At 40.0% G+C, this 15782-nt stretch carries 11 protein-coding genes; 3 read left to right on the top strand and 8 right to left on the bottom strand.

Annotated features, from left to right (window positions below; genetic code table 11):
- Positions 1-20: 20 nt before the first annotated feature.
- The 5 genes from ABXG98_RS08855 to ABXG98_RS08835 form a co-directional block, all read right to left on the bottom strand.
- The gene (locus tag ABXG98_RS08855) at positions 21-371 is read right to left on the bottom strand and encodes a hypothetical protein (RefSeq protein ID WP_353538308.1); all 351 of its coding nucleotides are present in this window, start codon (positions 369-371) and stop codon (positions 21-23) included.
- A gap of 55 nt (positions 372-426) precedes the next feature.
- Positions 427-2286 (bottom strand): glycoside hydrolase family 3 protein, encoded by a 1860-nt coding sequence (locus ABXG98_RS08850; protein ID WP_353538307.1) that lies wholly within the window; start codon positions 2284-2286, stop codon positions 427-429.
- A gap of 137 nt (positions 2287-2423) precedes the next feature.
- On the bottom strand, positions 2424-3080 hold the full coding sequence (elbB, locus tag ABXG98_RS08845; protein WP_353538306.1) for an isoprenoid biosynthesis glyoxalase ElbB: 657 nt from the start codon (positions 3078-3080) through the stop codon (positions 2424-2426).
- Entirely contained in the window at positions 3077-4297 is a 1221-nt protein-coding gene (locus ABXG98_RS08840) for a multidrug effflux MFS transporter (RefSeq protein ID WP_353538305.1), read from the bottom strand. Before ABXG98_RS08840 ends, elbB begins: the two co-directional genes overlap by 4 nt.
- A 6-nt stretch (positions 4298-4303) precedes the next feature.
- On the bottom strand, positions 4304-5773 hold the full coding sequence (locus ABXG98_RS08835) for an aminotransferase-like domain-containing protein (protein WP_353538304.1): 1470 nt from the start codon (positions 5771-5773) through the stop codon (positions 4304-4306).
- A gap of 177 nt (positions 5774-5950) precedes the next feature.
- On the opposite strand from ABXG98_RS08835, the gene ABXG98_RS08830 reads away from it, so the two are divergent.
- Positions 5951-6868 (top strand): DMT family transporter, encoded by a 918-nt coding sequence (locus ABXG98_RS08830; protein ID WP_353538303.1) that lies wholly within the window; start codon positions 5951-5953, stop codon positions 6866-6868.
- Between the two features lie 110 nt (positions 6869-6978).
- Here ABXG98_RS08830 and ABXG98_RS08825 read toward each other — a convergent pair whose 3' ends face one another.
- Positions 6979-9489: a zinc-dependent metalloprotease gene (locus ABXG98_RS08825; protein ID WP_353538302.1), complete on the bottom strand. Its 2511-nt coding sequence runs from the start codon at positions 9487-9489 to the stop codon at positions 6979-6981.
- Between the two features lie 222 nt (positions 9490-9711).
- Here ABXG98_RS08825 and ABXG98_RS08820 point away from each other — a divergent pair, with 222 nt between their 5' ends.
- Positions 9712-10680 (top strand): class 1 fructose-bisphosphatase, encoded by a 969-nt coding sequence (locus tag ABXG98_RS08820; RefSeq protein ID WP_353538301.1) that lies wholly within the window; start codon positions 9712-9714, stop codon positions 10678-10680.
- A gap of 142 nt (positions 10681-10822) precedes the next feature.
- A complete protein-coding gene (locus ABXG98_RS08815; RefSeq protein ID WP_353538300.1) occupies positions 10823-11743 on the top strand; it encodes a manganese-dependent inorganic pyrophosphatase in 921 nt (306 codons plus the stop codon).
- A gap of 368 nt (positions 11744-12111) precedes the next feature.
- Here the strand turns inward: ABXG98_RS08815 and fadA are convergent, their stop codons facing one another.
- Together fadA and fadB are read right to left on the bottom strand one after the other, a co-directional pair.
- Complete coding sequence (gene fadA, locus ABXG98_RS08810) at positions 12112-13272, bottom strand: acetyl-CoA C-acyltransferase FadA (RefSeq protein WP_353538299.1); 1161 nt, start codon at positions 13270-13272, stop codon at positions 12112-12114.
- A 16-nt stretch (positions 13273-13288) separates the two neighbouring features.
- Entirely contained in the window at positions 13289-15457 is a 2169-nt protein-coding gene (gene fadB, locus ABXG98_RS08805; RefSeq protein WP_353538298.1) for a fatty acid oxidation complex subunit alpha FadB, read from the bottom strand.
- Positions 15458-15782: the final 325 nt, after the last annotated feature.

Genomic DNA, 15782 nt, shown 5'->3' with positions numbered 1-15782 from the left:
AACAGGCGCCAAACGCACTATTAATGACTATGTTTTGCGACTTTATTTACGGGCAAGAAAGCAACTGCAAAAAACATCAGAAAAACGAACAATGTACCGGTAGTAACTTGTTCATTAGTTAACCAATCAAAGTAAAATAACCCCACTTCCATTAACCCAACACCTAAGCCAATAAAAAATAGAAAATATTTACTCGCACTTCGACCCGCATTCAGCGTTTTTGCAATCATGTACCCCAAAAATGGCACAAAAGACCAAATAACCACCACAATAAAAGAGTAAAAAACCGCCAATAATGAAATATTCAATTGAAATACTTTAACAATTAACGGGTACAGCTGAACTAAAAAATAACCTAGATATAAATACAAGATAGCACCTTTTTCATTAAATAATACGCGGCTCAATTTTTTAATGTAAACTAATTTACTTTAAGCTAATGGGTAACTTACCTAACGCTGCTTGCTTTCCCACCGCAATAGCCATACTGGTATTATAACCAGGACTATAGTCTTGGCCATTGATATCAGACAGGATCCTATCGTCAAAGGTCACTAGAATAGCATCCGTTATATCAGTATAAGGTGTTAATAAATAGGGTGAACCCTTAGCAATTAAGATACTTGCAATGTTTTGCTGTTGCGCATGTTTTAATTGCTCGGTAAGTAAACGTTGATAGCTAACCTTATTTTGCTCAGCATCTGTATAACCCTTAATCTTTTTCGCAACATTCAAGTCTTCCATACCGCCAATATCGACTACACTGGCGATTTTGGTATCTATGGTTGCTATCAGCAAATCCGCTTTTGATAATTTTATTTCACTAGATAAGGGCATTGATTGATCAAATTCGGCCACCACAGTTGCACTCACCTCTGGGATTACTTGACCCGCTTGTTGCCAACGGCTAACAATAGCGCGTTTTAATGCTCGAAATTCTTGCCAATTTAAAACAAATAAATGAATGCGAGCTATCTTTTGTGTTGCAATAGGTAGGGTAGTTAACTTATTTTTCAGTAAGACCACTGCATTATCAGCAAGGCGTTGTTCAAGCGTTAAATGCTCTGTGGTTGCAATAAAGTCTTCAGCAAACTGTGACTTCTTAGCGATAGAATTAGGCGATAATTGACAATACAAGGCTTTATAACCATTGATACGCGCGACTGATTGCTTTAGTTCTTTCATCAGTAACGGGGTTGCATCTATTTTTTGTTGCATCACGCGTGCAACGTCTCTGATATAATGATAAAAGCTATCGATATCTTTATTTGACCTTATTTTAAAGGGCATCACCGCTAAATCAGCCCCAGCAACAAAGGTTTCAACCACAGCCGTTACTTCATCAAAATAATGGGCAATACCTGCCATATCAAGGGCATCAGTAGCAATAATACCCTCATATGCCAGCTTATTTCTTAACAAATCCGTTAGTATTTTTCTCGACATTGTCGCTGGGCGAATAATCAACTCGCCTTCATTGTTTTCAATGGTTGAGTCATCTAATGCAGGATATTGAATATGGGCTGTCATGATCATTGCCGGATCACTATGCTTTATTGCCCACTGAAACGGGGCAAGATCTTGTTTGTTGATAATAGATAAGTCATGCTCAACCATAGGTAAACCTAGGTGACTATCAACATGAGTATCGCCATGCCCTGGAAAATGTTTTAGGGTTGCCATAACGCCTTGTTGTTGAAAACCCTTCACAGCAGCAACCCCTAATTTTGCAACACGTTGAGGATCTTCACCATAAGATCGGGTGTTTATCACCGGATTATCGGCATTGGTGTTGACATCAACCACAGGAGCATAGTTATTATTGATGCCCAATGCTTTTAATTCTTGACCGATCACCTCGCTTGTTGCTTTGGCAAACTTAACCCCATGTGCCGGGTAAGTCGCTCCTATCGCCATATTACCTGCAAAAGCTGTTGCTTTGGCAAAACGCACCACTCGACCACCTTCTTGGTCTACAGAAATAATCAATGGCTGCCCAGCTACCGATTTAATTGCGGCCTGTTGTAGGTCATGAGTTAATTGTATGACTTGATTACTGTCGACTAAATTTTCAGCGAATAAAACCACGCTGCCAATACCCGATTTGGTGACCATCTCCGCTAATGCATCTGGTAACTGAGTAACCGGGTATAAACATAACTGCTCAGGCTTTACTTTATCGCCATGACCATCATCACAAAAGTAGCGAATGTCCACTGCCATTTTGCTTGCTATTATTTTTTCTAAGTCAGTAAATGGTAGTGCTAGGTTGTTACTATTTATCATAAGATTACTTGATGGCTCGATAAGTAAGTTATTGGGCTGCTTATTTGTTTCCCCATAACAGCTACTTACCAAAAACAAGTAAGCGCTGAATAATAAGGTCACATTTAGTAAGGTCTTTTGCCTGAAAATATCTGTGTTCATTCCACTAACGCTAATACGTTTTTAACCAGCTTATTAATACCTGAGGCTGCTTCTGTTAATGAGGTGGCTAACATATAGGCGGGTGTAGAGACGAGTTTATGGGCATGATCTATCACTACCTCATCAACATCACAGTCATTGTGAACCAAACCTTTAGCGGTGATCAACGCAGCAGTATCATTATCTTTGCCGATCGTACCTTGTACACCTTTTGGATAGATAAATGGCAACATTGCTGGCGCTATACACATATAACCTGCGGGTTTATTTGCCTTAGCAAATGCCTGACAAGCGTCTAGTACTTGAGCATTAACTTGATAATTATCACTATCAAGAGCAAAGTTTGATAAGTTTTTCGCTGCGCCAAAACCCCCAGGCACAATCAAGGCATCAAAGTCTTGGGCACGTAATTCACACAAATCTTCAATATCGCCCCTAACTATACGAGCCGACTCCACCAAGATATTACGGCTTTCATTGTCACTGACTTCCCCTGTTAAGTGATTAATCACATGATGTTGATTAAAATTAGGCGCAAAACAACGATAACTAGCACCATTTTGCTCTATAGCCAACAAGGTTAATACCGTTTCATGAATTTCACTCCCATCATAAACACCACAACCACTTAAAACTATTGCCACCTTTTTCATAATAATATCCTTTCTTTATCTAAACGCTTTATATCGAAAATATAAATAATTATTTGACATATTAGCACCACCAGCACAGAAGAAAACATCAGCCCGGCAAAAGCAATCGCGCTACCATCATAAAAGTATGCCAAAATGGGGCCGGCCAATGCGCCAACACCAAACCGTAGAGTCCCAATCACCGCAGTTGCCGTACCAGCCTGTTCAGGAAATTTAGTAAATACCAAGGCATCAGAATTAACAGCAACCATAGAAATACTCCCCATGAGTGGTAAAATTGCTAATACGGTATAAATCAAAGGCAGGGTTAATACATTGACTAATAATAGTGCTGTTGAAGCTAACACCGATAACATAAGCCCATAACGTAACATGGCTCTAGAGCCTTTGCGCGTAACCAAGCGAGTATTAATAAAATGTGCCGTCATTAAGGCCACTACCGTGATAGCAAACAAAATACTAAAACTAAACTCTGATACTTGATACACCGTCAAGTAAACAAAGGGAATAGCCGTAATATAAGCAAAAAACGCTAACGATATCATCATGGAGCTAATGATATCTAGCCTAGCTTCAGAGTTAGAAAAAACAATTTTATAGCGGGTGATAAAGCTCAGTTCTTGCGTATGTTGATGTTTATCTCTTATAGCTTCTGGTAAATATTTCGCAACCAATAAAAGCACAACCATACTGTAGCTAGACAACACATAAAAAATTAACTGCCAACTATGAGCAACTAACAAAACACTACCAATGCTAGGAGCAATCATAGGAGCTAGCATCATGATCATTGACACGTAAGATAAGCCCTTGGCAGTATTTTCTTTATAATACTCACGAATCGTACTAGGAACAACTACCGTTGCGGCACTACTTATAAAGGCTTGGGTAAAGCGTAATGATAAGAATTGTTCAATGTTGCTGACAAAAGGTAGTAACAGGCTTGCCAGTAAAAAACCGCCAATACCAAACAACACCATTTTTCGCCGTGAATATTTATCTGCCATAGGACCGAATAACACTAGCCCCAGAGCATAACCAAGTAAATAGATACTTAAACTGTTTTGCACCATCGGCATATTAGTTCCTAAGTGCTCTGCCAAAACTGGCATCGCAGGCAGGTACATATCTATGGCTAACGGTGACAATGCCATAATTGATGCTAACAAAGGTAGCAACAACTTAATGGAGAGTTGAGAGGAGTTATTTGACTGCATACTTAGCTACGCTCTTGTTGAAGGCTGGCATTGCCTGTAGGAATAGTCATACACTAATTTTCCCAGTGTTTTTACCGCCGTTTCTATTTGTTCGTTCCATTGCACACCATAGCTTATACGCATGTAGTTGTTGTATTTACCTGACGGTGAAAAGATATTGCCCGGCGCAAAGCTAACACCAAGTAAAATAGCTTCTTGAAAGAAATCACTGGTATTTACATGTGATTGACACCTAACCCAGAGCACACTGCCTCCTTGTGGTTTCGACACACAGACTTCATCAGGAAAATATGTTGAAATTAATGCTCGCATCCGTTCGCAGTTATAAATTAACTTTTTACGCATTACACAAAGGTGGCGATCGTAGTCACCACCTTGGATATATTCATTTAACGTCCATTGCTGCAGCATAGGTGAAGAACATGATTGAGCGCGCTTAATACGCTTGGCTTGCTCTTCAAATTTTCCAGGTAATAACCAACCTGTACGATACCCCGGAGCAGCCGTTTTTGAGAAAGAAGAGCATGTCATCACTAAACCTTTCTCAGAATATAACTGTGCTGGCTTAGGTTTTTGCTCACTAAAATATAATTCGCTATAAACATCATCTTCGATTAACGGGATGTTATGTTGTTCAAGTAACGACACCATTTCTTGCCGTTGTTGATCCGTTTTCATTGAGCCTAGTGGATTATTTATTGCGCTTGAAAACAAGCAGGCTTTGATCGGGTGTTGCTCAATTGCTGAGACTAATTCATTCAGGCAAACACCATCTTCGGTGCAGGTATACACCTCTAACGCCTGCATTCCTAGCGTTTCAATCAGCTCAATCATGCCAAAAAAGCATGGTGATTCAATGGCGATAATATCCCCTTGCTGTGCAACACATTGCAATGCAATAGATAGCGCTTCTTGCGCACCATTGGTAATTAAAATATCGTTTGGGTTTACGGCAACCCCTTGTTCTTGATAGCGAAAGGCTAACTGCATTCGCAATTTAGCATCACCAGTAGGCGGGCCGTAGCTTACCGCTTTTTCAGCATATTTAGAAATCACTGACCGCATTAGTCTGGCTAACGCTTTATCAGGTGGGTTAACTTGCACCGGATTAGAAATACCTAAAGCTACGGTATTTGGTAAATGAACAGCCTCATGCACTTGCTCTATCATACTACGGCACTGCACGGTAGTAGGCTCACAATGTGACCACAAAGCGGGTCGTGGTTTTAGTGTTCTTGCTTGCTGTGCCGTGAGATAATAACCTGATTGTGGTCTTGCACAAACTCGACCTTGGCGTTCTAACTCAATGTAAGCTTGTTTTATGGTCGGCACACTGATTTCAAATTGTGCGCTCAGCTTACGTAAGCTAGGCAGTTTATCGCCTGGAGATAACGCCCCTATTTTTTGCTGATGTTCAATGAAATCAATAACCTGCTGATATAAAAACGACGGAGAGGCTCTATCAAGTAATCGCATGCTGTAGTTCAATCTCCTGTAATATATTGCTCAACACTTTCTCACAACAACTGAGTAAGCAAAACTGTATAGGTTGCATTTTCATAATTTTGTATATGTTATTAAAACAAATTAACTTTACACTGTCACTAGCTATCTTTAATCGTGAACTAAGTGTTAAATGAAAAGGGTAAATCAATGAGCAATAGTTTTTTATATCTGGTTACCGTTATTATCTGGGGCTCTACTTGGATTGCCATTAACTACCAGTTAGGTGATGTAGCACCTGAAGCTTCGGTGTCATATCGCTTTTTTCTTGCTGCTTTTATTTTGTTTGTTTTTGCCAAAGCCAAGCAACTTCCATTGAGCTTTTCACTTAAGCAACATGGCTTATTTGCTGCTTTTGGTATTTGCTTATTTGGCATGAATTATTTACTGCTTTATACCGCACAACAACACATAAACTCTGCCCTAACCTGCATTGCCTTTTCTTCTTTGATGTTAATGAATATTGTTAATACCAAGGTTTTTTATCACACTATAATCACAAAACAAGTCTATATTGGTGGTTGTTTCGGCTTGATCGGGATAGTTACACTGTTCTGGCCGCAACTGACGGATATTGAATTAGGCGCTGCAACATTTTTTGGACTTGGCCTTTGCTTGCTTGGCACTTTTTCAGCCTCAGTTGGTAATATGTTATCAATCAAAAATCAAAAAAATAATGTACCGATTGTGCAAGCGAATGCATGGGGCATGTTATATGGGGCAATTTTCACAAGCCTTGCTGTAGTTATTCAAGGTAAAGCCTTTAGCTTTTCATTTGAACCGGCTTATATCAGCTCCTTAATTTATTTGTCGCTGTTTGGCTCAGTAATCGCCTTTGGTTGTTATTTGTCATTGATGACGCGAATTGGCGCTCATAAAACCTCATACGCCAATATTATATTTCCGGCCATAGCCGTATTGATTTCTACCTTTGTAGAAGGTTTTGTGTGGAGTGAATATACTATTTTTGGCTTAAGCTTCGTCTTATTGGGTAACTTGATTGTGTTAACCAAAACAACCACATTGAAACGTTTATTTACGCCAAAATTGCAGACAGAAAAAGTTTAATGCCATAGGCATACGACATAACAGTTGCTTGTTATTTTTCCTTGCTGTTATGTCGTTTTTTAATGTTACTACCTTTGGGCAATAACCTTGAGAAATGCACCTTGTCTGTTTTAACTGCCAATGGGTGAGCCCGGCGGCATCTTAATAGGTGTTGGAGACAGTACAGACTTTCCTTGAGTCAGGCTAAATTTTATTTGTTGCTCCAGTAGGAAAAAATGTGCTGATAATGACTTATAACGTCGACTATCGTTGTGATCAGCTAACCATAATATCAACTTGTTTAAGCTGGCTAACACTTCACTTCGTACTTCGGTCACCAAATTATTTGAATGCCACAAGTGCAGCAGTTGCTCCACCACTTGTTGATTCACCCGCTGTTGCACTAACAGTTTCAACCCTTTTTTCGGCCTTTGCTTAATTGTTTTTTCTATCAATTGAGCCATTAACTCATCAACACTAAACAGTGCTTCAGGGTGATGGCCTTTGTTAGTAGCAACTTGTGTCCGGAGTGCTTGCTGCTGCAAGCGTGCTAGCCTTGCCTCGTTTAATAATAGTTTTAGCGTGTGACGTGCACTGGCTTGTGCCGCAGTTACGGGATCAAAAGTATGTCCTGTTTGTGAATTAAAGCTCTCTCTGGTGCGGCTATAACCGTAGGCTTTTGGTGGGATCAAAGCGATAATTTGCTCTGAAAGCGTCAAAAAATCGGAATCAAGTGTTGATAATAATGCTGTAAACGCTTGCTGTTGCATCACTGCTGATACTGATTGTACGTCATATGGTTTAGCCGTGTGTGTAACCAAACCTTTTACATCATAACCATAGTTTACACCGGCGATTAGCTTAGCCGCAGCTTCCACTTGATAGCGATGGAAATTATAGATGGGTACTAGCGCTTGTTCTAATTCTGACAAGGGTGTACCAGCAGCAATAGAGTTTAAGCCAAAATCTGCCAATGCTTTTTTACGAACTTGCATCACACGGGTTAACTCAACTGCCGCATTGTCACCATTATCCCATAAATGACCCGTACTATGCGCACTTGAAGTTGACCGCGCATCGGGATCTGAAGCATACATTAACCCTTGAGCTTGGGTTGCCGCTACTAATTCAGTGAGCTGCTGCGGTTCATTTTGTTGGTCGTAGTCACCATAGCCATAAGCAATCACGTATTTGTCCCACCTGCCGATATTTTCTTTGTAGGCATTGGCTAAATCAATTTCGCCATCAGCATCTAAAGTAATATAAGGATGTGGATAGTCCATCACTGAAGCGCGATCATTAACACTGGCAGCAAAATTATGAGCTATGCCTAAAGTGTGACCTACCTCGTGTGCAGATAATTGGCGAATACGCGCTAATGCCATGGCTTTCATCGCACTGGTATCCACCGCATTTACCTGATGAGTCGTCTTGTCCTTATGACTACCTTCTCGCTTAAATGGTGAAGTTAAACCCAAGGCAATTAAATAATCTTGCCTCACACGCAAAGAGCCCAAAGTTACGTGCCCCTTGATAATTTCACCTGTGCGTGGGTCAATTACCGATGAACCATATGACCAACCGCGAGTTGCTCTATGCACCCATTGAATAACGTTGTATCGCACATCCATTGGGTCGGCATCTTCTGGCAACAGTTTTACTTGAAACGCATCTGCATAGCCGATGTCATCAAAGGCTTGTTGCCACCACATGGCTCCTTCAATTAGTGCGCTACGAATTGGCTCGGGAACACCAGCATCAAGATAATAGACAATAGGCTCAACCACTTTACCTTGTCGCTTTTGCAAACGGTGACGTGGGATTAACCGTTTGATTAACGGCTCATCTATAGCACTCGCATAATCTGCATATTCTATAGACCAGTAACCACTATACGGGTGAAATGCTCGGGTATGATAGTTGTTGTCGGGCAGCTTAATTAATGAATGATGTAAATGCACCGTTACTGCGCTCGCATCAGGCGCAACTGACTTTAAATAATTTCCCGCATCCCTGCCTTTAAAGGTAACCATTGCTTCTAATTCAGTATTATCAGGAAAAGCCTTAGTGCGTTTAGGAAAGAGAGCACTTCGGCTGGCATCCAGTTTAAAACTGCCCTGCTTAGTTGACTTAAGTGTTTCGCTAACACTATGAATGTCAGACAACAAAAACGGAGTGTAATCTATCAACACTTTATTAGCGAGTTCATTGCTACTGACAGATTCAGCCGCAACAGTAAACCCCCAAATAATTGAACTAGCAAAGGCCTCATCTATGGCTTGTTGTTCTTGTTGGTTACTAGAATTGGCACGATAATAGCTATTTAGTTGCTTGAGAAAAACCTTATTACCTACTCGTTCAAACTGTACCAGCCTAGTATCACCGAGCTGTCCACGATCTAAACCAATATCATTGGAGCCAACGCCTTGAGGTAAGCTTGACTGAAACAAAAATGCTTGCTCAAATTGTTCTATTTGCAAATACACCTTGCCTTGGCTTTCATCATGATAAAAAGAAAAATAACCCCGCTGAAACACTTTATCTTTAATAAAGTCGGCAAAACTCGGTGGTGTACTCTGCGCAAAGGCCATCACTGAATTTATACACAGTAACACCAGCAGTAAACGGTAAACAAAATTCATCTGTATTCCTTGTAGATTAGGCCAGATCCCAATTTATATGAAAAATCAGCCAAAAAATGCACAATTAATCTGAGTTAGGACTTTAGAAAGCAAAGTTAAACTTGTTATAATTGCACAGTACATAAACATAGATAATGACAGTATGCTTTCATTATTTATATAACAACACTCATTACTACGTATATTATAAAGTATACAATTTTAACGCTATTAGGTAACCCAATGCAACGACTCTCACCTGCGCTACGCCAAGACAATGTTCCTCTAGACCTTATTGCACTAATAAAAACAATTTTAGCCGCGACCAAAGAAATTTCATTCCGTGTGAGCCAAGGACATTTGGGTGGGTTATTAGGCTCCACCCTCGATGAAAATATTCAAGGTGAAGTGCAAAAGAAACTAGATGTTGTTGCTAACGAACTATTCAAAGATATTCTACTTGAGTCAGGTTTTGTTAAGGCTATTTCTTCTGAGGAAGAAGATACCTCAGTTGCAGGTGAAGAATACGGCAAATACATTGTCTCGTTTGACCCCTTAGACGGTAGTTCTAACATCGATATCAACTCACTTATTGGTACTATTTTCTCTATCCATAAAGCCCCTGAAGGTATGGATGCAAGTGACCCTGATATGTTTAAACAATCTGGCAATAAACAAGTGTGTGCGGGTTATGTGTTGTATGGCCCTTCAACTATGTTAGTAATGACTACAGGTAGTGGTACTCATTTTTATGTGCTAGATAGAACTCACGGCGGTTATCTTTTAGTTCAGCGTAATGTTCAAATTCCAGCCGATACACAAGAGTTTGCCATTAACATGTCAAACCAACGCTTTTGGCAACGCCCTATGCAAAACTATATAAACGATTTAATTGCTGGCGACACTGGCCCGCGTGGTAAAAACTTTAATATGCGCTGGATTGCCGCCATGGTGGGTGATATTCATCGTGTTTTATGCCGCGGAGGTATTTTTACTTACCCTGCTGATAGCAAAAAAGCCGAACAGCCTTATAAACTGCGTTTAATGTATGAAGCTAACCCAATGTCATTCTTAATTGAACAAGCCGGAGGCACTGCCGTAACTAGCGAAGGCCGTATTATGGATATTGAACCCACTAGTATTCACCAACGTGTTGAAGTCATTATGGGCTCTAAAAACGAAGTTGAAAAATGCCTGAGTTATTATAAATAATTCCATGGCGTTTGTCAGAGGTAGGTAATAAATACAAAAACATCACGTTATTATGATCAATAGACAAAAGTGGTGTTTTTTTTGTGATTTATTTATTGCTAAAATAACAAAATTCTAATTTTAATAACCCGAGAGTATACTCATGCCAAATTACGTAGTTGGTCACAAAATTCCTGACTCAGACTCTATCTGTTCAGCGATTGCATTATCGTATTTAAAAACCACTTTAGGTGAAGAAACCGTTCCTGCTCGTTTAGGTGAACTTAGTCCAGAAACTTTATTTATATTAGATAAATTTGGTTTTGAACAACCTGAGTTAAAAACTAGCTATGCAGGGGAAAGCTTATATATTGTTGATCATTCAGAGCGTACTCAAGGGCCTGATGATTTAGATGAAGCGACTCTACTTGGTATCGTAGATCATCATAAATTAGGTGATATTACTAACTCAACACCACTAGAAATTTGGGTACGCCCTGTGGGTTGCACCAACACCATCATTAAAATGATGTACGATTTTCACAATGTAGCCATTCCTAAAAATATCGCAGGTGCGATGATGTGCGCCATTTTAAGTGATACCGTTATCTTTAAATCACCTACTTGCACAACAGCCGATATCAAATGTGTTGAAGCTTTAGCAGAAATTGCAGGCATTGATAACCCAACAGATTTAGGTATGGAAATGTTCAAAGTAAAATCTGCCGTTGAAGGAACGCCTATTCGCGACTTAGTCATGCGAGATTTCAAAGATTTTGATATGAATGGCAACCTTGTTGGCATAGGACAGCTAGAAGTGATTGACTTAGCAATTTTTGATGACATGAAAGCTGATTTAGCTGCAGATATTGCAAAACTTAAAGCTGAAGGTAACCGTCATAGCGTATTGTTATTATTAACTGACATCATGAAAGAAGGCTCTGAACTGTTAGTGGTTAGCGATAATGATAACTTAGCACAAGCGGCATTTGGTAAAGCAACAACAGATGGCAAAGTATGGCTAGACGGCGTCCTTAGCCGTAAAAAACAAGTGGTTCCGCCATTACAAGGCGTTTTTGCTTAAACGCTCCCTTCTCTTATTGAAGTTACAAAAAAACCAGCTATTGCTGGTTTTTTATATGCTAACTATTAGAAAGTATTAATCGTTATTATCGAAGGTAATAGGTATTTAGACAAGGCGAAAGCACGGAGTTGACGCTAGTCATTACTCCGTACATCCTGTACTTCGCCTTTCAGGCCATCCTTCGGATGTTCAAATTATTTCCCGAAGAATTTGTGAGTACTTTCAACGATGTTAATAAAGAATTTCAGCAAAAAGATAAAGCGCTCTAATATTGCAGATGAAAACTTTAGTAACAAGGCGAAAGCACGGAGTTGACGTTAGTCAATGAGTACTTTCAACGATGTTAATAAAGAATTTCAGCAAAAAGATTAAACGCGTTCGAATACCGTTGCAATACCTTGCCCTAACCCTATACACATAGTTGCTAAACCAATAGAAGCATCTTGACCTTCCATTAAGTTAATTAAAGTACCTGAAATACGTGTACCTGAACAACCTAGTGGATGACCTAAAGCAATTGCTCCACCATTGAGGTTGATTCGATCCATTTTATCTTCCACTTTTAATGCGCGTACACATGACAATGCTTGCGCTGCAAAAGCTTCGTTAAATTCAAATAATTCAATATCTTCAATCGCTAAGCCAGCACGTTTCAATGCTTTATTCGTTGCAGGCACAGGTCCATAACCCATAGTCGCCGGATCGCAACCAGCAAATGCCATACCACGAATTTTAACACGTGGCGTTAAGCCTAGCTCTTTGGCTTTGTCAGCAGACATTACTAACATCGCTGAGGCGCCATCAGATAACGCAGAAGAAGTACCTGCGGTAACAGTACCATTAACCGGATCAAATACTGGGCGTAGTGAAGATAAACTTTCAGCTGTAGTATCAGGTCGAATAACTTCATCATGCTCAACTAGTGTTAAGGCACCATTAGCATCATGGCCTAATGTAGGAACAATTTCATTTTGCCAACGACCTTCAACTGTTGCTTGATGAGCAAGTTGATGAGAACGAGCACCGAAAGCATCTTGCATTTCACGAGTAATACCGTGTTGCTTACCCAGTAATTCAGCAGTTAAGCCCATATTACCAGAAGCACGTGCAATGTGTTTACTTAACGCTGGGTCAAAATCAATATCATACATCATAGGAACATGACCCATATGTTCAACACCACCAACAAGGAACACATCACCTTGATCGGCGATAATGCTTGTGGCTGCATCATGTAATGCTTGCATCGATGAACCACACAAACGGTTAACCGTTAAACCACCAATCGATTTAGGTAAGCCTGCAAGTAATGAAGCATTACGCGCAATATTAAAGCCTTGCTCTTTGGTTTGTTTAACACAACCCCAAATAACATCTTCAATATCAGTTGGATCAAGTGCTGGGTTACGTTTTAAAATTTGCTCCATTAAATGAGCTGATAAGGTCTCTGCACGAACGTTTCTAAAAACACCCGCTTTTGAACGTCCCATAGGAGTTCGAATACAATCAATAATAACGACTTCTTTCATAATAATTCTCCTGTGGTTATGCTGTTTTAACATTGGTTGTGAAATAAGACTGACCTGATTTAGCCATTTCGCGTAGACCATCAGTAACGTGATAAATTTCACCTAAATGCGCGTATTTGTCAGCCATGGCGATAAAGTTATCTAAACCTAATGTTTCTAAATAACGGATCGCACCTCCTCTAAATGGCGGGAAGCCAATACCATAAATTAAGCCCATATCAGCTTCAGCTGCGGTATCAACAACACCTTCTTCTAAACAGCGTATAACTTCATTCACCATTGGAATCATTAAACGAGCAATAATTTCTTCACTTGAAACGTCTTTTTTCTCACCACAGTTTGCGCTAAATAACTCATAAGCTGTTTGCGCGGCAACTTTCATCGGGCGACCACGTTTATCTTTCATATGGTCGTAAAAGCCTTTACCATTTTTCTGACCGAAACGCTCATTAGCATATAAGGTGCTAACGGGATCATTTTCTAGTTTCTTCATACGGGTTGGGAAGCCAGCAGACATAACACCAGTACAATGATCTGCAGTATCAACACCCACAACATCTAGCAAGTAAGCTGGACCCATTGGCCAACCAAATTGTTTTTCCATTACCTTATCGATGGCGACAAAGTCTGCACCTTCGAGTACTAATTGGCTAAAGCCGGCAAAGTATGGAAATAATACACGGTTAACATAGAAACCAGGACAGTCATTAACGACAATCGGTGACTTACCCATTTTAGCTGCATAAGCAACAACGGCGGCAACAGTTTCATCAGAGGTGTCTTTGCCGCGAATAACTTCTACTAATGGCATTTTATGCACAGGATTAAAAAAGTGCATACCACAGAAGTTTTGTGGACGTTTAACGCTTTGTGCCAGCAAATCAATAGAGATAGTTGAGGTATTAGAAGTTAAAATAGCATCGTCGCTAATAATTCCTTCAACTTCAGCTAACACCATTCCTTTCACTTTTGGATTTTCAACGACTGCTTCAACCACAATATCAACATCTTTGACACTGTCGTAGCTTAAGCTTGGAGTAATATTATTTAACACGCCAGCCATTTTTTTAGCATTCATACGGCCACGTTCAACTTGTTTCGTTAAAATGCCCGCTGCGGTTGTTAAACCCAAATCAAGTGCTTGATCGTTTATATCTTTCATCACGATTGGCGTGCCTTTATAAGCCGACTGGTATGCAATACCACCACCCATAATACCCGCGCCTAAAACTGCCGCTTTATTTATCGCTGTAGTTGTTTGTTTCGCTGCTTTTTTCGCTTTGCCTTTGATCACTTGATCTGCCATAAACAAACCAATTTGAGCCGTTGCTGCATCGGTTTTTGCTAATTTAGCAAAACCGGCGTTTTCGATGGCCATTGCACCGGCTCTATCAAGGGTTGACGCAGCTTCAATCGTGCTAACCATAACCATAGGTGCTGGGTAATGTTTACCGGCTTTAGCTGCAATCATGCCTTTGCATGTATTGAAGGTCATCACACTTTCAATTTTACTTAAATTAAGTGGCGCTAATTTAGGTTGACGTTTCGCTTGCCAGTCAAGTTTTCCCGCGATAGCAAGTTTTAACATATCAATTGCTGATTCACGTAAATGCTCAGGCGCTACAACGGCATCAAGCAAACCTGCTGCTAAGGCTTGTTGTGGTTTATAAGCTTTACCTGTGCTCATCCATTCAACCGCATTATCCGCGCCAATAACGCGAGGTAGACGAACGGTGCCACCAAAACCTGGCATCAAGCCTAATTTAACTTCTGGCAAACCAATGGAGGTATTAGTATCGGCAATACGGTAATCACATACCAAGGTCATTTCACAACCACCACCTAGCGCAATACCATTAATGGCGGCAATAGTAGGTAATTTAATGTCTTCGAATGCATCAAAAATATCTGTTGCATTTTTAACCCAAGGAACTAACGCGTCCTCAGGCTGTTTGAATGTTTCTAAGAATTCAGTGATATCGGCACCAACAATAAATGTTGATTTACCTGAGGTAACCATAACCCCTTTTGCTTCACTGCAATTGTTGATCGCCTTAACTACCGCGTCATATTCTACAAATGTTGCTTGGTCAAACTTATTTACTGAGCCTTGTGCGTCGAACTTAAGTTCGACAATACCGTCGTCAAGTAATTGGGCACTAAGGCTTTTGCCTTGATATATCATTCGTTGTCTCCTTCACCTAAAAGTGGTGTTGATGTATTGATGATTTTCTTTGGGTTAATCTATTTTCTAAATAAATTTTAGCTTCAAAAGTTATAGCTACTTAATAATAGACGATAGAGTGTGCCTTGAAAGGAAATGAATTGCAATATTTTTTAAACACTTGTTTTAATCGTGTGTTTGATGAGCATTATTAATAAGGTAAGCTTTTTGATCGCGGCGTTAGGAATCTAGAATAGTTATTATATTTAAACTCCTCGCAACAAAGATCAACAGACCCTTACCTACCACGAAAACATGCTGACAAAACAAACCCGTGCTTAGCATC

Source organism: Colwellia sp. KU-HH00111 (assembly GCF_040362745.1).
Classification (GTDB): domain Bacteria; phylum Pseudomonadota; class Gammaproteobacteria; order Enterobacterales; family Alteromonadaceae; genus Colwellia.
The sequence above is the reverse complement of the archived record's forward strand: the minus strand, read 5'-3'. Positions and strand labels throughout refer to the sequence as shown.